16 protein-coding genes are annotated in these 18,828 nt (G+C 72.8%); 10 read left to right on the forward strand and 6 right to left on the reverse strand.

What is annotated here, in order from left to right; genetic code table 11:
• Positions 1-76: 76 nt before the first annotated feature.
• Positions 77-1,762: an ABC transporter ATP-binding protein gene (locus ACFYQ6_RS27380; protein WP_388765417.1), complete on the reverse strand. Its 1,686-nt coding sequence runs from the start codon at positions 1,760-1,762 to the stop codon at positions 77-79.
• Positions 1,759-2,772, reverse strand: coding sequence for a BMP family protein (locus ACFYQ6_RS27385; protein WP_388765419.1), 1,014 nt, complete (start codon positions 2,770-2,772; stop codon positions 1,759-1,761). Before ACFYQ6_RS27385 ends, ACFYQ6_RS27380 begins: the two co-directional genes overlap by 4 nt.
• Positions 2,773-2,942: 170 nt before the next feature.
• On the opposite strand from ACFYQ6_RS27385, the gene ACFYQ6_RS27390 reads away from it, so the two are divergent.
• Positions 2,943-3,692, forward strand: coding sequence for a GntR family transcriptional regulator (locus tag ACFYQ6_RS27390; RefSeq protein WP_361575326.1), 750 nt, complete (start codon positions 2,943-2,945; stop codon positions 3,690-3,692).
• Between the two features lie 32 nt (positions 3,693-3,724).
• Here ACFYQ6_RS27390 and ACFYQ6_RS27395 read toward each other — a convergent pair whose 3' ends face one another.
• The 3 genes from ACFYQ6_RS27395 to ACFYQ6_RS27405 all read right to left on the reverse strand — a co-directional run bounded on the left by ACFYQ6_RS27395 (position 3,725) and on the right by ACFYQ6_RS27405 (position 7,836).
• Positions 3,725-5,359 (reverse strand): penicillin-binding transpeptidase domain-containing protein, encoded by a 1,635-nt coding sequence (locus ACFYQ6_RS27395; protein WP_361575323.1) that lies wholly within the window; start codon positions 5,357-5,359, stop codon positions 3,725-3,727.
• Between the two features lie 233 nt (positions 5,360-5,592).
• The gene (locus tag ACFYQ6_RS27400; protein WP_388765421.1) at positions 5,593-5,955 is read right to left on the reverse strand and encodes a hypothetical protein; all 363 of its coding nucleotides are present in this window, start codon (positions 5,953-5,955) and stop codon (positions 5,593-5,595) included.
• A 120-nt stretch (positions 5,956-6,075) separates the two neighbouring features.
• Positions 6,076-7,836 carry a phospholipid carrier-dependent glycosyltransferase gene (locus ACFYQ6_RS27405; protein WP_361575317.1) on the reverse strand — a complete coding sequence of 587 codons (1,761 nt, stop codon included), beginning with the start codon at positions 7,834-7,836 and terminating at the stop codon, positions 6,076-6,078.
• Between the two features lie 53 nt (positions 7,837-7,889).
• On the opposite strand from ACFYQ6_RS27405, the gene rsmI reads away from it, so the two are divergent.
• The 7 genes from rsmI to ACFYQ6_RS27440 all read left to right on the forward strand — a co-directional run bounded on the left by rsmI (position 7,890) and on the right by ACFYQ6_RS27440 (position 14,091).
• On the forward strand, positions 7,890-8,786 hold the full coding sequence (rsmI, locus tag ACFYQ6_RS27410; RefSeq protein ID WP_356742317.1) for a 16S rRNA (cytidine(1402)-2'-O)-methyltransferase: 897 nt from the start codon (positions 7,890-7,892) through the stop codon (positions 8,784-8,786).
• Between the two features lie 172 nt (positions 8,787-8,958).
• Entirely contained in the window at positions 8,959-9,351 is a 393-nt protein-coding gene (locus tag ACFYQ6_RS27415; protein ID WP_388765423.1) for a hypothetical protein, read from the forward strand.
• Positions 9,352-9,383: 32 nt separating this feature from the next.
• Positions 9,384-10,250: a TatD family hydrolase gene (locus ACFYQ6_RS27420; protein ID WP_388765425.1), complete on the forward strand. Its 867-nt coding sequence runs from the start codon at positions 9,384-9,386 to the stop codon at positions 10,248-10,250.
• Positions 10,251-10,365: 115 nt separating this feature from the next.
• The gene (locus tag ACFYQ6_RS27425; protein WP_388765427.1) at positions 10,366-10,926 is read left to right on the forward strand and encodes a ubiquitin-like domain-containing protein; all 561 of its coding nucleotides are present in this window, start codon (positions 10,366-10,368) and stop codon (positions 10,924-10,926) included.
• Between the two features lie 9 nt (positions 10,927-10,935).
• Positions 10,936-11,808, forward strand: coding sequence for a 16S rRNA (adenine(1518)-N(6)/adenine(1519)-N(6))-dimethyltransferase RsmA (gene rsmA / locus ACFYQ6_RS27430; protein ID WP_361575307.1), 873 nt, complete (start codon positions 10,936-10,938; stop codon positions 11,806-11,808).
• Positions 11,805-12,704, forward strand: a complete 900-nt coding sequence (locus tag ACFYQ6_RS27435) for a 4-(cytidine 5'-diphospho)-2-C-methyl-D-erythritol kinase (RefSeq protein WP_361575304.1) — start codon at positions 11,805-11,807, stop codon at positions 12,702-12,704. Before rsmA ends, ACFYQ6_RS27435 begins: the two co-directional genes overlap by 4 nt.
• A 73-nt stretch (positions 12,705-12,777) precedes the next feature.
• A complete protein-coding gene (locus ACFYQ6_RS27440) occupies positions 12,778-14,091 on the forward strand; it encodes an acyltransferase (RefSeq protein WP_388765429.1) in 1,314 nt (437 codons plus the stop codon).
• A 15-nt stretch (positions 14,092-14,106) separates the two neighbouring features.
• Here ACFYQ6_RS27440 and ACFYQ6_RS27445 read toward each other — a convergent pair whose 3' ends face one another.
• Positions 14,107-14,760: a lipoprotein gene (locus ACFYQ6_RS27445; RefSeq protein WP_388765432.1), complete on the reverse strand. Its 654-nt coding sequence runs from the start codon at positions 14,758-14,760 to the stop codon at positions 14,107-14,109.
• Between the two features lie 147 nt (positions 14,761-14,907).
• On the opposite strand from ACFYQ6_RS27445, the gene ACFYQ6_RS27450 reads away from it, so the two are divergent.
• Positions 14,908-16,725 (forward strand): ABC-F family ATP-binding cassette domain-containing protein, encoded by a 1,818-nt coding sequence (locus tag ACFYQ6_RS27450; RefSeq protein WP_388765433.1) that lies wholly within the window; start codon positions 14,908-14,910, stop codon positions 16,723-16,725.
• 62 nt (positions 16,726-16,787) lie between these two features.
• Complete coding sequence (locus ACFYQ6_RS27455) at positions 16,788-18,644, forward strand: PQQ-binding-like beta-propeller repeat protein (RefSeq protein ID WP_361575292.1); 1,857 nt, start codon at positions 16,788-16,790, stop codon at positions 18,642-18,644.
• Positions 18,645-18,828 lie beyond the last annotated feature (184 nt).

Consider the following 18,828-nt stretch of genomic DNA (forward strand, 5'->3'; position numbering starts at 1 on the left):
CGCTGCGGGGGCCGGGCGGGCGCGCCTGCTGCGGGGGCTCGGCGGTGTGCGCCTGCGGGGTCCGGTGGGCGACGGTTCAGCGCCCGGCCGGCCCCCCACCGGAGACGGGCCGGGCCGCGGCCCCGGAGGGCCCGGGGACGGGCACGGTCCCGGAGGCCGGGCCTTCCTCCCGGGTGCCTGGTTCCGACGGGTGCGCGCCGAGCATCAGGGCGCCGATCCGCTCCCGGGCGTCCGGCTCCGACGGGTCCACGGGGCCCAGCAGCTTCCCCCGGTAGGCCACGGCGATCCGGTCGCACAGCGCGAGGAGTTCGGGCAGTTCGCTGGAGACCACCAGCACCCCCGTCCCCCCGGCGGACGCCTGACGGATGCGGGCGTGCACGGCGCCCACCGCCCCGACGTCCAGTCCGCGCGTCGGCTGCGACGCGGCCAGGCAGACCAGCGGGTCGAGCGCCAGCTCCCGTGCCAGCACCACCTTCTGCTGGTTGCCGCCGGACAGCGACGACATGAGGGCCCCCGGGCCGTCCGCACGGATGCCGTGCTCCGTGAGCACCGCCTCCGCGGCCCGGGTCATGGACCGCCGGTCGAGGAATGCCCCGTACCGGCGGAAACGGCCGAGCCGGCCGAGGAACAGGTTCTCGGACACCCGGAGGCGGGGCACGCAGCCCTCGTGGAGCCGGTCCTCGGGCACCACGCCCAGGCCCGCCCGGCTCCGTTCGCGCGGCGCGACGCGTGTGACGTCCCGTCCGCCCAGCTCCACCTGGCCCGAGCCGGGGGTGAGTGAGCCGCCGAGCAGAGCCATGAGTTCGCTCTGCCCGTTGCCCTCCACCCCGGCGATCCCGACGATCTCCCCGTAGCCGACGTCCAGGGACACCGCGTCGAGGGCGTACGTCCCGTCGGGGCGCCGCACGCTGACGTCATGGAGGCGCAGCGCCTTCCCCGTACGGTCCGGGGCGGCGGGCGCGCCCTCTTTGCCGGGGGCCCCGGTCGACGGTGACGCCTGCGGGCCGCCGTCGACCGCCAGGCCGATCGTCCCCGCCGTCCCCGCGCCCAGCGACTCCGCGGGCCGGCCGATCATCAGCGGTACCAGCCGCTCCGGCGGGAGTCCGGCCAGCGGCCCGCCGCCGGAGACCCGGCCGCCGCGCAGCACCGTCGCCGCGTCACCGGCCCGCGCGGCCTCGCCCAGCTTGTGCGTCACCAGCACCACGGCGTGACCCGCGTCGGCGATCCTGCGGCAGGTCGCGAGCAGCGCGTCCGTCTCGGCGGGCCCGAGGACGCCCGTGGGCTCGTCCAGCACGAGGAGCCGGGGCTCCCGCAGCAGCGCCTTGACGATCTCGGCCCGCTGGCGCACCCCGACGGGCAGATCGGCGACCCGGGCGTCCAGGTCCAGCTCCAGCCCGTACTCCTCACGCACCCGGGCCACCCGCCGGGGCAGGTCGCGCAGCCGCAGCAGGCGCAGGTTCTCGCCGACGGTCAGCGTCGGTACGAGGCTGAAGTGCTGGTGCACCATGGCGATTCCGGCGGCGAGGGCGTCGGCCGGCCTGCGGGGGGAGTAGGGCGCGCCGTACAGCCGGAGGCCACCCTCGTCGGGGACCAGGGAACCGCCGACCATGTGGCACAGGGTCGACTTGCCGGCGCCGTTCTCCCCGAGCACACAGTGCACGGTGCCGGCCTCGACGACGAGGTCCACGGCGTCCAGGGCGCGTACCGCGCCGAAGGACTTGGTGAGTCCGGTGATCTCCAGAGCGGGAGCGAGCGCGTTCATCGGGTCGTGATCTCGCCGGCCGTGATCTTCCGCTTCAGCTCGTCGAGCTTCTCGCCGACCGCCGGGTCGGCGGTGTCGCAGAGCACGATGTCGTTGTGCGGCTCCGCGAAGGTCAGCCCGAAGTGGACGGCCTCGGCCTTCCAGTCCCCGGCGACCAGGTGGTCCACCGCGTACTCGATCTCCGCGCCGATGTCCGTCTCCACGTACCCCGCGTACGCCGGGTCGCTTCCGCACTCGTGGGCTATCGGGCCGCCGATGAGCGCCCCGTCGCGCTGGCCCGCGGCCTGGGCGACCCCCTTGTGGCCGAGGTTGAGGACCTGCCCCAGGACGTCCGCGCCGGCGCCGAAGTCGGCCAGCGCCGACTGCTTGGCCTTGGCGACGTCGTTGAAGTCGCCGACGTACTGCGGGGCCAGGACCTTCACGCCCGGGTCGGCCGCCTCGGCTCCCCGGCTGAACTCCTCGGCCGCGTTGACGATGGCGGGCAGTTCCGCGCCACCGATGAACCCGACCGTGCCGCTCTCGGAGAGCAGGGCGGAGGCGGCACCGGAGAGGAAGGCGGCCTCGGCCTGCTGCGGGTCGTACGGCGAGAGGTTCGCGAGCGGCTTCCCGTCGGCCGGGCCGCCGATCTCCGCGAACTTCACCTGCGGGAAGCGCGCCGCCACGTTGCGCACATCGGCGTCGGTCTGCCCGCCGATCGAGATCACCAGATCGGAGGTGGTGGCGAAGCGCACCAGCGCCTTCTCGTAGTCGGCGGTGGCCACCTGCTCCACCTTGCTGAACTCCACGGCGCCGTCGTGCTTCTTCGCCGCGCGCTGGTAACCGAGGTACGCCGATCCCATGAAGCCGTCGTCGGAGAGCGAACCGGGGAAGAGGACACCGACCTTGAGCTTGCCGGAGTCTTCCCCGCCCTCTGCCGCGGACGAACCGCCGCAACCGGTCAGCAGGAGCAGCCCCGAGACGACGGAGGCGGCGACGGCGACGGTGGAGAGGGGAGTTCGGGATGGTGCCACTGGGATGCCTCCAGGAGACGGGGCCCGCGAGCCGGTTAGTGGTATACCGCTATGGCGCCCCAGTTTCCGGGTCGTATGTTGCCGCCGTGTCACCGAACGGTTAGCAGTAGCCGCCCTGCCGCGTGGTCCGCTTACGGTGGGACCGGCCCGACAGCGGAGGAAGAGCCTTGGTGACAGCAGCCCGACCGTCCGACGAGGGGCGCCCCTCGCTGCGCGACCATGCGTACGAGACCCTGCGGCGGCGCATCATCGAGGTCGAACTCCAGCCGGGGGAAAGGCTCGTCGAGCGCGACCTTGCCGCGGAGCTGGAGGTCTCGCGCATCCCGCTGCGGGAGGCTCTGCGCCTCCTGGCGGCCGACGGACTGGTGGTGCTGGTGCCGCACCGGGGGGCCCTGGTCGCGCCCTTCACCCCGGGCGACGTCCGTGATCTCTTCGACGTCCGCGAGTCGCTGGAGTCCCTGGCGGCCCGGCTGGCGGCGGAGCGGGCGGACGCGGACGGACTGGCGCGGCTGGCGGACGGCCTCGACGCGGCCCGCGCCGCGACCCGGGCGCACGACCGGGCCGCCATCGCCGCGGCCAACGCGGCCTTCCACAGCGACATCGTCGAACTCGCGGCCAACGCGCTGCTCAGCGGGGTGATGCGCCCTCTGGAGGCGCGCATGCACTGGCTCTTCCGCCTGACGGCCCGGCGGGACCCGGACCGGCAGTGCGCGGAGCACGAGCGGATGTACGAGGCCATCGCCGCGCGTGACGCGGACCGTGCGGCGCGGCTGGCGCACGAACACGTCGCGGACGGACGGGCCGCCAGCCTCGCCCTCGCGGCGCAGTGGTCGCGGCCGGACATCGACCCGGAGGCGATCGCCGCGCGCAGGCGGCGTGGCCGTGGCGACGCAGGGAAGCAGGCCGGGCCGGCGGCGTGATCCGCCACCGGCCCGGAAGGGATCCGCGTCCGCTATGACCCGGCGCGCAGCACCGCCGCCACCACGGGGCCCGCGGCGTCGCCGCCGTGGCCGCCGGACTGGACGACCGCCGCCGCGGCGAGGTCGTTGCTGAAGCCGGTGAACCAGCTGTTGGACGTGCCCTGCCCGTCGACCTCGGCGGAGCCCGTCTTGGCGCCCTTGTCGCCGCCGACCGTGGCCATGGCCGCCTTTCCGGTGCCCCAGGAGGCGGTGGCCCGCATCATGTCGTTCAGCTGCCGGGTGACGTTCTGCGGCAGCGAGCGTGACGCGGTGGCGAGCTGACGGCCGTCCAGGGACTGCGGGACGATCACCGGCTGGCGGAACGTGCCGGTGCGGGCGGTCGCGGTGACGGACGCGATGTTGAGCGCGTTCATCTGGACGGTGCCCTGGCCGATGTACTGGGCCGCCGCCTCGCCGCCGGTCTCGTCGGGCACGCTGCCGTCGAAGGAGGTGATGCCGGACTTCCAGTCGAGCCCGATCCCGAAGACGTCCCGGGCCTCCTTCGGCAGCGCGGAGTCGTCCTTCGTGTCGTCGATCAGCTTGATGAAGGCGGTGTTGCACGAGCGCGCGAAGCTGGTCGTGAAACTGCTGGAGCCGGGCAGCTCGAAGTGGTCCAGGTTGTGGAACGTACGCCCTTGGTACAGCACTTCCCTGGGGCACTCCGTGGCGCCGTTCGCCGTGACGAGGCCCTTCTCCAGGAGCATCGCGGCGGTCACGATCTTCAGCGTGGAGCCGGGCGCCTGCTTGCCCTGCATCGCGGCGTTGAAGCCGGTCGCCGGGTTGTTGGCGACGGCGCGGATCGCACCTGTGGACGGCTTCACGGCCACCACCGACGCCCCGCCGAACTGCTTGACCGCCTTCTCGGCCGCCGCCTGGGCACCGGCGTCGAGCGTCGTCTGCAGCCTGCCCGGCTTCCCCTTGGCCAGCGTCAGCAGCGTGGTGTCCGCCGCGGCCTCGTCCTCGGGCTCGATCCAGGTCTCGACCCCCGGGGAACCGCCCGCCTTGTCGCCGTACTTCTCGCGCAGGCTGTCCAGGATCGGCCCGAGCGAGGGGTAGGTCTCCTTGTCGAGCACCTTGCCGTCGTGGCCGACGGCCTCGATCGCCGCCGTCGAGGCCTCGCCGGTCCTGAGCGAGGCACCCTCGGTGAGCTGCGGGTGGATCACCGTGGGCTGCCAGTCGACCAGCGCCTTCCCGGTGGTCAGGCCCCGCACCACGGTCAGCTCGGAGGCGTACGACCAGGGCTTGGTCTTCCCGTCGTAGGAGACGGTCGCCTTCACCGTGTACGGCACCTTCGTCCCGACGGCGGGGCCCGGTGTGATCACCGCCTTCGTGACGTGGGCCTCCTCGGCGTACCCCGTGAGCAGTGGCTCGGCCACCGACTCGTTGTTCGTGAGCTGAGCCGCGGCGGTCGCGTCACCGGACGCCCAGGCCTTGAGGAAGCCCTCGGCGGTCTCCTCGATCTCGTCCTTGCCGGGCGGTCCGGTCCGCACCTCCGAGGACGCGGACGCGCTTTCCGTCCCCCCGGCGTCCCCGCCTCCCAGCACCACGTCGTACACGCCGTAACCGAGTCCTCCGGCCACGAGTACGAACACTCCGCCGACTATGGCGACCTTCGCCCCACCGCGCATCTGTGCGGCCCCCTCCCCATGGACCCTTCCTTGAACGTGTTCAAGAAAGGGCGTTCCTTCGGCACCATACGGGACGGCAGTGGGCTTCGAGGCGGTTGTTACCGGACCGCGACGCTATCCGAGAGAGCGCTTTCAGTCATGTTCCGACACAGGCCGGGCAGTTCCGGCGCGGCACCCGGCCCCGGCCCTGACGGCCCGCCACGCGGGAGGAGCGGCGAGCTGAGCGGGTCGGCTCAGCCCTGCAGCGGTGGTCTCCGGGCAGCCTGCGGCGGCCAGCCGGCGCAGGCCACCAGTGCGCTGCCGTCCTCGGTGAGGAAGAGCAGGGTGGTCCATGACCGGTCGGCGGCATCGATGAGCCCCGTGCGCACGGGGCGGCCCTGTTCGCGGACGAGCCGAACCGCTCGTTCCAGGCCGAGAGGTTCGACTCCGCGCCTGCGCATGCGCCGGAGCCGGAGCCCGAAGACTCCGGCATGCACGCCCGCGGGCTGCGCCGTGTCTCCCACCCAGTACCTGGCGCCGGCGCGGAGGGTGGCCAGAGCTCTTGACGACGCCTCGTCGTCACCGGCCAGCAGCGATTCCAGTACGTGCCGTTCCATGCCCACCCCCACGCGGATCGTGGGGCACGGCAGCCGGGTACCGCAACCCTGCGACCGCCCCGCACGCTGCCCTCCGGACCCGCCCGCGGCCGGGTACGACCGTGACGGGCCCCGCCGCCGCTACACCCAGGTGTCCAGCCACATCCGGTCGCGCCAGGACGTGTCCGGGATCGACGTGCCCGTGTAGATCGGCCAGAAGTAGACGAAGTTCCAGACGATCAGCAGCACCAGCACACCCGCCGCGATCGCCCCCAGGGTGCGTCTGCGTTCACCCGCGGCGTCGTCCTTCTCCGGGCCCGGACCGGGACCGGTGCCGGACCCCGGGCCCAGCAGGGCGCCGATCATCATCGTGACCGCCAGGCACAGGAACGGGACGAACACGACCGCGTAGAAGAGGAAGATCGTGCGCTCCTGGTAGAAGAACCAGGGCACCCAGCCCGCCGCCACACCGCACGCGATCGCCCCCGCCCGCCAGTCGCGCCGGAAGAACCAGCGCCACAGCACGTACAGCAGGGCCACGCACGCCGCCCACCAGAGCAGCGGGGTACCGAGCGCCAGGACCTCGCGGGCGCACTTGCCGGTCGGGGAGTCGGCGCAGCCCGTCTGCTCCTCGTAGAAGTAGGAGACCGGGCGGCCCAGGACGATCCAGCTCCACGGGTTGGACTGGTAGGTGTGGCCGGAGGTCAGGCCGACGTGGAACTCGTAGACCTGGTTCTCGTAGTGCCACAGGCTGCGCAGCCAGTCCGGCAGCCAGGTCCAGCTGCCGCCCTTGCCGTCGGTGGTGGCCCAGTTGCGGTAGTAACCCTTGTCCGTGACGATCCAGCCGGTCCACGAGACGACGTACGTGCCGATCGCGACCGGCACCGTGGAGACGAACGCGGGCAGCAGGTCCCGCAGGACCACCGCCCGGTAGGGCTGTACGGCGCCGGCGGTGCGGCGCGCGCCGACGTCCCAGAGCACCGCCATCACACCGAACGCGGCCAGGATGTAGAGGCCGTTCCACTTCGTGGCGAAGGCCAGGCCGAGCATCAGGCCCGCCGCGATCCGCCAGGGCCGCCAGCCGAGGCGGAGCGTTTCCGCGATGTGGGCGTCCGGCCGCAGGAGACCCTCCTCGTCGACCGGCAGGGCCCCGGCCAGCTTGCGGCGGGACCGGTCACGGTCGACGAGGAGGCAGCCGAAGGCCGCGAGCACGAAGAACATCAGCACCAGGTCGAGCAGCGCCGTCCGGCTCATCACGAAGTGCAGCCCGTCGACGGCCAGCAAGGTGCCCGCCAGACAGCCCAGGAAGGTCGAGCGGAACAGCCTGCGGCCGATCCGGCACAGCATCAGGACCGACACGGTGCCGAGCAGCGCCACCATGAAGCGCCAGCCGAACGGCGTGAAGCCGAAGAGCTGCTCACCGATCCCGATGACCCACTTGCCGACCGGCGGATGGACGACGTAACCCGGGTCCACCGGGACGTCCACCGACGACCAGTCCTTGAGGATCTGCTTGTCGATGTCCTTGGGCCAGGAGCCCTCGTACCCCTGGTTGACCAGCGCCCAGGCGTCCTTGGCGTAGTACGTCTCGTCGAATATCACCGCCTTCGGGCTGCCCAGGTTCCAGAACCGCAGCACCCCGGCGACCAGGGCCACCAGCAGCGGGCCGCCCCAGGCCGCCCAGCGCTCCAGGCGGCCGGCGAGCACCGGCGGCACGGCGAGTACGTTCCAGAACTGGCGGCCCGGCCGGGTGTACGGCGGGATCAGGCGCTCGCGCAGTCCCGCCTCGGGCCGTGGGGAATGGCCGAAGCGGCGCAGTCGCAGCTGCCAGGAATGCGGCTGGTCGCCGGTGTGATCCCCGGCGTCGGTGCCCTGCTGGGCCTCGGGCGCAGTACTCGTCACCGCGCCATCGTAGGGAACGCATCTGTGCGAGGGGTGCCGTCCGTGCTGGGAGGATGGCCGATGTGACTGGAACGACTGGAACGCTCGTACTCGCAGGGACCCCCATCGGCGACGTGGCGGACGCCCCGCCACGGCTCGCCGCCGAGCTGGAGACGGCCGATGTGGTGGCCGCCGAGGACACCCGGCGGCTGCGCAGGCTCACCCAGGCGCTGGGCATCCATACGACGGGACGTGTCGTCTCCTACTTCGAGGGGAACGAGTCCGCGCGCACGCCCGAGCTGGTCGAGGCGCTGGCCGGCGGCGCACGCGTCCTGCTCGTCACCGACGCGGGGATGCCGTCCGTGTCCGACCCCGGCTACCGGCTCGTCGCCGCAGCCGTGGAGCGGGACATCAAGGTCACCGCGGTGCCGGGACCCTCCGCCGTGCTGACCGCGCTGGCCCTGTCCGCGCTGCCCGTGGACCGCTTCTGCTTCGAGGGCTTCCTGCCGCGCAAGGCGGGGGAGCGCCTCGGGAAGCTGCGCGAGGTCGCCGACGAGCGCCGCACGATGGTGTTCTTCGAGGCGCCCCACCGGCTGGACGACACCCTCGCCGCGATGGCCGAGGTGTTCGGCGCGGACCGCAGGGCCGCCGTGTGCCGGGAGCTGACCAAGACGTACGAGGAAGTGAAGCGCGGCCCGCTGGGCGACCTCGCCCTCTGGGCGGCCGAGGGCGTGCGCGGCGAGATCACCGTCGTGGTGGAAGGCGCCACGGACACCGGGAACGAGGGACTGGACGCCGCCGAGCTGGTGCGCAGGGTGCAGGTGCGCGAGGAGGCGGGGGAGAGGCGCAAGGAGGCCATCGCGGCGGTGGCCGCCGAGGCGGGGCTGCCCAAGCGCGAGGTCTTCGATGCGGTGGTCGCGGCAAAGAACGCGGCTCGGACCGGCCAGGAACAGGGCAAAGGACTAGCCTGAAATGTAAAGCCCGAGCCGCGAACCGGGCCCTTCGGCCACGGATCGGCCAAAAGCGTTCCAACACTCGGCAGACCCGGTGCTTCGCCGCCGGCGAGGGCGTCCACTTGAGGGTGGAACGCACCATCCGGAGTGCTCGTCCGGAGTGCTTGTCCATCGGACAAGAGGAGCAGGCATGAGTGAGATCGCAGCGACCACCGTGCACGAGGCGTACGCCTTCGCGTGCATGCGGTGCGGGTACGGCTGGGAGCAGGCCTACGAGATAGAACACCATGTCGACCACGCGGGCCACGCCTTCGTGGTCTACAAGGCGGACGGGCGGCGTGTGCCCTCACCGCTGTCCACCCCCACCTGCGCGAAGTGCGGCAGCCATGTGGTCCGGATCATGCGGGCGGGCCGGGTCTCCATGGTCCAGCAGCTGCTCCGGGCCCAGCAGACCGTACGTCCGAAGAAGGCGGGCGAGCAGACGGCGGCCGAGGAGATGGCCGTCGCGGCGGTGCGCGCCCCCGGGCCCGAGGGACACCACTGGCACCTGTCCGACCTGCTCCGTCCCTTCCACCGGCGGTGAGCGCGGGGCTCACGCCCTCGTAGAGTCGGGGTATGAGCCGTACCGACGCCCCGCCGCTCCCCGAACCCCTCAGGGTTCCGGTCGCCGATTCGCACACCCACCTGGACATGCAGGACGGAACCGTCGAGGAAGGCCTGGCCCGGGCCGCAGCGGTCAACGTGACCGCCGTCGTCCAGGTGGGCTGCGACGTGAAGGGCTCGCGCTGGGCCGCCGAGACCGCCGCGGCGCACCCCTCCGTCCACGCCTCCGTCGCCCTGCACCCCAACGAGGCGCCCCGCATCGTGCACGGGGACCCGGAGGGCACAGCCCGGCAGGGGGCACGCGAGCCGGGCGGCAAGGCGGCCCTCGACGAGGCGCTCGCCGAGATCGACGCCCTGGCCGCCCTCGCGCACGTACGCGCCGTGGGGGAGACCGGACTCGACTTCTTCCGTACCGGCCCCGAGGGCGTCGCCGCCCAGGAGGAGTCCTTCCGGGCGCACATCGAGATCGCCAAGCGGCACGGCAAGGCCCTGGTCATCCACGACCGGGACGCCCACGCGGACGTGCTGCGCGTCCTCGCCGACGCGGGGGCGCCGGAGCGGACCGTCTTCCACTGCTACTCCGGGGACGCCGAGATGGCGCGGATCTGCGCGGCGGCCGGTTACTTCATGTCCTTCGCCGGCAACGTCACCTTCAAGAACGCGCAGCCGCTGCGCGACGCGCTGGCCGTCGTCCCGGCGGAGCTGGTGCTCGTCGAGACGGACGCCCCCTTCCTCACACCGGCCCCCTACCGCGGACGGCCCAACGCGCCCTATCTCATCCCGGTCACCCTGCGGGCGATGGCCGGGGTCAGGGGGACCGACGAGGACAGCCTCGCGGCGGCCGTGTACGACAACACCGCGCGGGCGTTCGACTTCTGAGCGCCGCCGCCGTCACCTCGCGACACGTCGGGTAATCGTACGACTTTGGAGGGTGACGGGACCTCGGTTATCGTGCCCGCGCAAACGGGTCGGCAGCCGGAGTCTCTGGAGCGTCGTGGGCCATTCGCAGGGCAGTCACCGTGCACCGCGCGGCGGTCCGCGTACGAGGCAGGCCCCCGCGCGGGTCCCCGCACCGGCGCCGCCGCGCTCCCTCCACGAGGAGCGGACGATCGTCGCCGCGCTCCGGCCCGGCCCCCTGCCCGTCCACGACCCGACCGTGCTGGACACCACCCTGGTGCCGCCACGGGAACCCGTACGGAGGCGGCCCGCCGGACACCGGGCGGCCCGGCGGCACCGCAGCGGCCCGGAGAGCCTGCGGCGGCTCGTCCCCCGCGCCCTGGTCCTCGCCGTCCTGGCCGGCGGCACCGCCGCCTTCCTCGCGCAGGACAAGGCCGTCAGCGTCAGCGTCGACGGCAGCTCACGCACCCTGCACACCTTCGCGGACGACGTCGGGGAACTCCTCGACGCCGAGGGCGTCAGGCTCGGCACCCGCGACACCGTCGCACCCGCCCCGGGCACCGGGCTCGACGACGGCGACGAGATCGTCGTCCTCCGGGAGCCGCCCGGTCCGGGGCCCACGCCGGGCGGCGGAGGAAGGGGCCCGCGACGGCCGTAGGCTTGACGGGTGAGCACCACAGAGCCCGACGCCCTCCTGGGCCCCGCAGACATCCGCGAGCTGGCCGCAGCGCTGGGCGTACGCCCCACGAAGCAGCGCGGCCAGAACTTCGTCATCGACGCCAACACGGTCCGCAGGATCGTACGCACCGCCGAGGTGCGGCCCGACGACGTCGTGGTCGAGGTCGGGCCCGGCCTGGGCTCACTCACCCTGGCCCTGCTGGAGGCGGCCGACCGGGTCGTCGCCGTGGAGATCGACGACGTGCTCGCCGGCGCCCTGCCCGCCACGGTCGCCGCCCGGCTGCCGGAGCGCGCGGACCGCTTCGGCCTCGTCCACTCCGACGCGATGCTCGTGACAGAACTGCCCGGCCCCGCGCCGACCGCGCTCGTCGCCAACCTGCCGTACAACGTCGCCGTACCGGTCCTGCTCACCATGCTGGAGCGCTTCCCCAGCATCGAACGCACGCTCGTGATGGTCCAGGCGGAGGTGGCCGACCGGCTGGCCGCCCGCCCCGGCAACAAGGTCTACGGGGTGCCCTCCGTCAAGGCCAACTGGTACGCCGACGTCAAGCGCGCCGGATCCATCGGCCGCACGGTCTTCTGGCCCGCGCCCAACGTCGACTCCGGCCTGGTGTCCCTGGTGCGGCGCACCGAGCCGATCCGGACCACCGCGAGCCGGGCCGAGGTCTTCGCCGTCGTGGACGCCGCCTTCGCCCAGCGCCGCAAGACGCTGCGCGCGGCCCTGGCCGGCTGGGCCGGCTCGGCGCCCGCCGCCGAGGCCGCCCTGACCGCGGCCGGCATCTCGCCGCAGGCCCGCGGCGAGGCGCTGACCGTCGAGGAGTTCGCCGCCATCGCCGAGAACAAGCCGGAGCCCTCCGCATGACCCACAGCGTCACCGTCCGCGTACCCGCCAAGGTCAACGCCCAGCTCGCCGTCGGCGCCCCGCGCCCCGACGGCTTCCACGACCTGGCCAACGTCTTCCTCGCCGTCGGCCTGTACGACGAGGTCACCGTCACCCCCGCCGACGAGCTGCGCGTCACCTGCTCGGGGCCGGACGCGGACCAGGTCCCGCTGGACACCACGAACCTCGCCGCCCGCGCCGCGATCGCCCTGGCCGCCCGGCACGGCATCGAACCCGCCGTGCACATCCACATCGCCAAGGACATCCCCGTCGCGGGCGGCATGGCGGGCGGCAGCGCCGACGGCGCCGGAGCCCTGCTGGCCTGCGACGCCCTGTGGTCCACCGGCGCCACGCAGGACGAACTCCTCGCGATCTGCGCCGAGCTGGGCAGCGACGTGCCGTTCAGCCTCGTCGGCGGAGCCGCACTCGGGGTCGGCCGCGGCGAGCAGCTGACCCCCCTGGAGGTCGGCGGCACCTTCCACTGGGTCTTCGCCGTCGCCGACGGCGGACTCTCCACCCCGGCGGTCTACGGCGAGTTCGACCGCCTCACCGCGGGGACCGACGTCCCCGAACCCGCCCCGTCCACCGCCCTCCTGGCCGCCCTGCGCTCCGGCGACACCACCGCGCTCGCGGACGCCCTCGCCAACGACCTCCAGCCGGCCGCGCTCTCCCTGCGCCCCTCGCTGGCCGGCACCCTCGCCGCGGGCACCGCGGCCGGGGCCCTGGCCGCACTCGTCTCGGGATCCGGGCCGACCACGGCGTTCCTGGTGTCCGACGCCGAGTCCGCGCACAAGGTCGCCGACGCGCTGCTCACCTCCGGCACCTGCCGCGAGGCACGCACCGCCGTGTCCCCGGCACCGGGCGCCACCCTCGTCTGACCGCCGGTACTCAGACGGGAATTGAGTACGGTCGCGCTGCCGCCCTCCGGGGGTCCGGCGCGACCGTGGGCTCATGGGATCACCTGTTCGTGAACTGGCCGAGGCCACGCCCGCCACCCGGGACCGCTACATCGATCTGCTGCGCGTCGCCTCGCTCGGCACGGTCGTCCTCGGCCACTGGCTGATGGCCGCCGTCACCACCGAGGGCGTCGGCAACCTCCTCGCGGTCGTACCGGGGCTCCAACTCCTCACCTGGGCCCTCCAGATCATGCCGGTGTTCTTCTTCGTCGGCGGCTTCTCCCACGCGCTGTCCTACCGCTCCCTGCTCCGCAGGCGGCCGGAGGGCTCCACGGGGTCCGTGTACCCGTCCTTCCTGCGGGCCCGGCTGCAACGGCTCCTGCGGCCGACCATGGTCTTCGTCCTGGTGTGGGGCGCCGCCGCGCTCACCGTCCAGCTCCTCGGCGGTGGCGGCGGACTGACCGGGGTGACCCTGCGGCTGGTGACCCAGCCCCTCTGGTTCATCGGGATCTACCTGGCGATGGTCGCGTTCACCCCCGCCCTGCTGAAGCTGCACGACCGCTACGGCTGGGGCGCGTTCGCCGCGCTCGCGGGCGCCGCGGCCGCCGTGGACCTGCTGCGCTTCGCCGCGGGTGTCCCGTACGTCGAGTTCCTCAACTTCGCCTTCGTCTGGCTCGCGGTGCACCAGCTCGGGTTCCTGCGCGCCGACGCGCGCATCCGCAGGCCCGCGCTCCTCGCCGGGGCCGGCCTGGCCGCCGCCGTCGCGCTGGTGGCCCTCGGCCCGTATCCGCTGTCCATGGTCGGCATGCCGGGCGAGCGGATCAGCAACATGGCACCTCCCACGCTCGCCCTGCTCGGGCACGGCCTGTGGCTGGTGGGCGCGGTCGAGCTGCTGCGGGCCCCCGGCGCCCGGCTGGTCGCCCGGCCCCGCGTCTGGCGCGCGGTCGTGGCCGCCAACGGCCTGGCGATGACCGCGTTCCTCTGGCACCTCACCGCGATGCTCGGCGTGTACGGCGCGATGATCGCCCTCGGTCTGCCCCTGCCCGAACCGGCCACCGGCGCCTGGTGGGCGCAGGTGCCGGTGCGGATCGTGGCCGCGGTGGCGCTCACCGCGGCCCTGGTCGCGGCCTTCCGTACGTTCGAGCGGCCCGTCAGGGTCGTCCCCGGCCGGGCCGCGATCGGCGCGGGTGCCGTCTCGGCGATCGGCGTGACCCTCGCCCTGTTCGGCGTGCTGGGCCTGTCGATGGTCGGATACGCGGGCCTGCTGGAGGGCCGCACGGCCCTGTTGATCGCCGTGCATGTCAGCGCCCCCGCGGCCGTGGCCATGGCACTCGGCGGCTGGCTGCTGGTGGAGCGGGCGGGACGGTGACCGGTCGCGTGCTCCTCAGCCCAGCTTCAGCGTCTTCCTCGCCAGCTCGTACGCCGGGAGCATCTCCTCGTGCTCCTGGGAGTCCATCCCGCCCAGGTGCACCACGACCGGGCCGTCAGGGGTCGCCACGGCGAAGGCCCGCTCCGTCTTCCGCTCGTCCAGGAGTTCGATTTCCACCGTGTAGGTGACCTCCGCCGCCGCCACCGACCCCGCTTCGGTCTCCTCGTACGAGGCCCCGGTCGCGTTCGGGTCGCCCGCCACGAAGTCCTCCAGTGCCGCACGAGGGGCCGTGCCGGAGCCCTTGTCCTGCCAGACGCGCAGGTAGCCGAGGTTCCCCGCCGGCTTGGCGTCGATCTCGCAGACCATCGTGGCCGAGCCCTGCTGCCCCAGCTCCGCGAGCTCGGATCCGGGATCCACCTCCACGGCCTGCGGCTTCCAGTCCGCCGCCAGGTCGAAGGTCACCGGCAGCTCGCAGGCCGAACCGGGGGCGCCGATCGTGACGCCCTTCTCCGGAGCCGTGCCCTCCGCGGCCTGCGAAGGGGCGCTGTCCCCGTTCTTGGCGGTGTCCGTGCCGGTGTCCGTGCCCTCGCCGGACGACGAGGAGCAGCCGGTCAGCACCGCCGCCGCCAGGACCGCCGGGACCAGAGTCCGTATCGCGTGCCGCATCATGAAGTCCCCACCCCGTACATGTTCCGAACCGCTCCGACCTGGGGTTACTCCCCATGATCGATCGCCGCACGTTATCGCACCCCACGCGGCGACTACTCTGGGACGTCGAGCGGTCCCCGACGCAGGGATCCCCGAGGCAGGAGTGAAATGGCCGTCAATCTGGTCAATGTCGAGCAGGTCAGCAAGGTGTACGGCACCCGTGCCCTGCTCGACGGTGTATCCCTCGGGGTGTCCGAGGGCGACCGGATCGGCGTCGTCGGCCGCAACGGCGACGGCAAGACGACGCTCATCCGGATGCTGGCCAAGCTGGAGGAGGCCGACACCGGCCGGGTCACCCACAACGGCGGGCTGCGCCTCGGCGTCCTCACCCAGCACGACTCGCTGGACCCGGAGGCCACGATCCGGCACGAGGTGATCGGCGACCTCGAGGACCACGAGTGGGCGGGCAGCGCCAAGATCCGCGATGTGCTGACCGGCCTCTTCGGCGGCCTCGCGCTCCCCGGCTTCGAGCACGGCCTCGACACCGTCATCGCCCCGCTCTCCGGCGGCGAGCGGCGCCGGATCGCGCTGGCGAAGCTCCTGATCGCCGAGCAGGACCTGATCGTGCTCGACGAGCCGACCAACCACCTCGACGTCGAGGGCATCTCCTGGCTGGCCGGGCACCTGCGCGCCCGGCGCTCCGCACTCGTCTGCGTCACCCACGACCGGTGGTTCCTGGACCAGGTCTGCACCCGCATGTGGGACGTCCAGCGGGGCAGCGTCCATGAGTACGAGGGCGGCTACAGCGACTACGTGTTCGCGCGGGCCGAGCGGGAGCGCATCGCCGCCACCGAGGAGTCCAAGCGGCAGAACCTGATGCGCAAGGAGCTGGCCTGGCTGCGGCGCGGTGCCCCCGCCCGTACGTCCAAGCCGCGCTACCGCATCGAGGCCGCCAACGAGCTGATCGCCGACGTGCCGCCCCCGCGCGACACCAGCGAGCTGATGAAGTTCGCCAACGCCCGGCTCGGCAAGACCGTCTTCGACCTGGAGGGCGTGACCGTCCAGGCCGGCCCCAAGACCCTGCTCACGCACCTCACCTGGCAGCTCGGCCCCGGCGACCGCATCGGCCTCGTCGGCGTCAACGGAGCGGGCAAGACCTCGCTGCTGAGGGCGCTCGCGGAGGCGTCCCGAAGCCAGGGCGACGTACAGCCGGCCGACGGGAAGATCGTCGTCGGCAAGACCGTCAAGCTCGCCTACCTCTCCCAGGAGGTCGCCGAGCTCGACAAGAACCTCCGGGTCCTCGAAGCCGTCCAGCAGGTGCGCGACCGGGTCGACCTCGGCAAGGGCCGCGAGATGACGGCCGGCCAGCTGTGCGAGCAGTTCGGCTTCGCCAAGGAGAAGCAGTGGACCCCGGTCGGTGACCTCTCCGGTGGCGAGCGGCGCCGGCTCCAGATCCTGCGTCTGCTGATGGACGAGCCCAACGTCCTCTTCCTCGACGAGCCCACCAACGACCTGGACATCGAGACCCTGACCCAGCTGGAGGACCTCCTCGACGGCTGGCCCGGATCGATGATCGTGATCTCCCACGACCGGTTCTTCATCGAGCGCACCACGGACAAGGTGATGGCGCTCCTCGGCGACCGCGCGCTGCGGATGCTGCCGCGTGGCATCGACGAGTACATCGAGCGCAGGCAGCGCATGGAGGAGACGGCCACCCCCGCCTCCGCCGCGGCGGCCTCCGCGCCGAAGGCCGCTCCCGCCGAGTCCGTCTCGCCGCAGGCGGCGCGTGCGGCGAAGAAGGAGCTGCAGAAGGTCGAGCGGCAGCTCGACAAGATGTCGACGAAGGAGACGTCGCTGCACGCGCAGATCGCCGACAACGCCACCGACTTCGAGAAGGTCGCCAAGCTCGACGCCGAACTGCGCGAACTGGTGGCCGAGCGCGACGTGTTGGAGATGCGCTGGCTGGAGCTGGCCGAGGACGCGTGATCCGCGTGAAGTGATCGCTGCCCGCAGGGAGTGATCGCTGTTGTCCGTGGGGCGGGTGGTGCATGGGTGGTACAAAGAAGCCCTGCCCGCTCCAGGGCACCGGACGCGAACGCACGAAGGGGGACGTGCTGATGACCCAGCCGCCCGGCCAGCAGCAACCGCCGCGGGGAGGCTTCGGGGCTCCGTACGATCCCCCGCCGGGCACGCAGCCGCCTCCCCCTCCGCAGCCCGGCAACGGCCCGCAGTCCCAGCCGAACGGGCCCTGGACGCAGCCGGATCCGCAGCAGCCCGGTCCGTACGGACAGCAGCCCGGCCCGTACACCCCGGCGTATCCGCAGCAGCCCGGACCGTACGCACAGCAGCCGCAGCAGCCCCAGCCGTACCCGCAGCAACCCGGCCCGTACGGACAGCAGGCGGGTTACGGCTACCCGCCCCAGCCGCCGACCGTCGCGGCGCCCCCGGCCACGGGAGGGCCCGGCAGCGGCGGGGGCCGCCGCAAGGGCAGAGCCCGCGTGCTCATCGGCGCCGCCCTCGCCGTGCTGCTGCTCGCCGGCGGCGGGATCTGGCTGGCCACAGGCGACGGCGGCGGCGGGAAGAAGCCCGTCGCGGGTCCGAGCGACGACGGGAAGAAGCCCACCGCCTCACCCACATCCGACGACGAGACGTTCGCCGGGCCGACCGCCGCCGAGCTCAACGCCGGGCGCAAGCCGGGCGAGGCGAAGGTGGCCTGGATCCAGGAGAACGGGGTCGACCTCCCGCAGTACGGCGAGGAGACGCACGGCCCCTGGTTCGCCGGGGACGTCATCGCCAAGGGCATGTACCGCAAGGTGAGCGGCTACGCGGTGGACGACGGGGCCGAGCAGTGGAGCCTGCGGCTGCCCACCGACCTCTGCGCCTCACCCACCGCCCCCACGGCCGACGGCAAGGTCGTCGTCGGCATCGAGGACAACGTCTCGGAGTCGGAGGCGTCCTGCTCCGTCCTGCAGATGATCGACCTGCGCACCGGCAAGGCGGGCTGGAAGAAGACCGTCGACCGTTCCGCCCTGCAGGACGGGCTCTCGCACGTCGCCATGTCCATCAGCGGTGACACGGTCACCTTCGGGCGCGACACCGCGTCGAACGCCTTCCGGGTCAGCGACGGCAAGGAACTCTTCGGCAAGCGTGAAGGCGTCTGCCAGCCCTTCGCGTTCACCGGCGGCGAGCGGATGCTCGCGGCCGTCAGCTGCCAGGCCGAACCCGCCGACCCGGTCCGCCAGCAGGTCCAGGAGGTCGACCCGGTCACCGGAGCGCCGAAATGGACGTACGAGCTGAAGTCCGGCTGGTCGGTCGCGCACATCTACTCCACGAGCCCGCCCGTCATCTCGATCAAGCAGCCGGAGAAATGGGCCGTCGTCGTCCTGAACGACAACGGGACCTACCGCTCGCAGCTGGTGGGCGAGGAGAACTACGGCGTCCGGTGCGGTGAGGAGTCCGTGCAGACCGGCAGCAACCTGGACGGCTGCGCGGGCGTCGCCGCGGACGCGAGCAGGCTCTATCTGTCGACCCTCCCCGAGGACGGCTCGAAGACCCAGACGAACAAGGTGGTCGCGTTCGACCTGGCCACCGGCAAGTCGGCGTGGAAGGCGCCCGCACCGGCCGGCCGGCTCATGTTCCCCCTGCGCATGGAGGGCGGGAAGGTCCTGGTCCACGTGCAGTCCGTGTACCGCGAGGGCGGCGAGATCGGCACCCTGGCCCCGTCCGCCGGGACCTACGCGACCCTGCTGAAGCACCCCGCGTCGGCGGCCGAGACGGAGAATTCGCTCTTCGTGCCGAGGGTCGCCTACCGCGACGGCCGTTCCTACCTGCTCCCGCAAAGAATCAGCCAGGACGAGGACGAGGAGGAGAAGGCGGCGACCGCCGTGCTCGTCTACGGCGAATAGTGCCCGGACCGGGGGGATCCCGTGAAAACCGCCCCCGTGGGACGGACTTGACGGACCATCGGCCTGACCGGCCGCCACGCCCCCCGGGCAGGTGCGTAACGAGGGCATCACGGGCCGGTTCTCCCTTGGGAACAGGGGATGGACCGAGCCTGTGCCCCTCCGGTGCGGGTGGTAGAAAGAAGCC

The organism is Streptomyces sp. NPDC005494, from assembly GCF_042872025.1.
GTDB lineage: Bacteria > Actinomycetota > Actinomycetes > Streptomycetales > Streptomycetaceae > Streptomyces.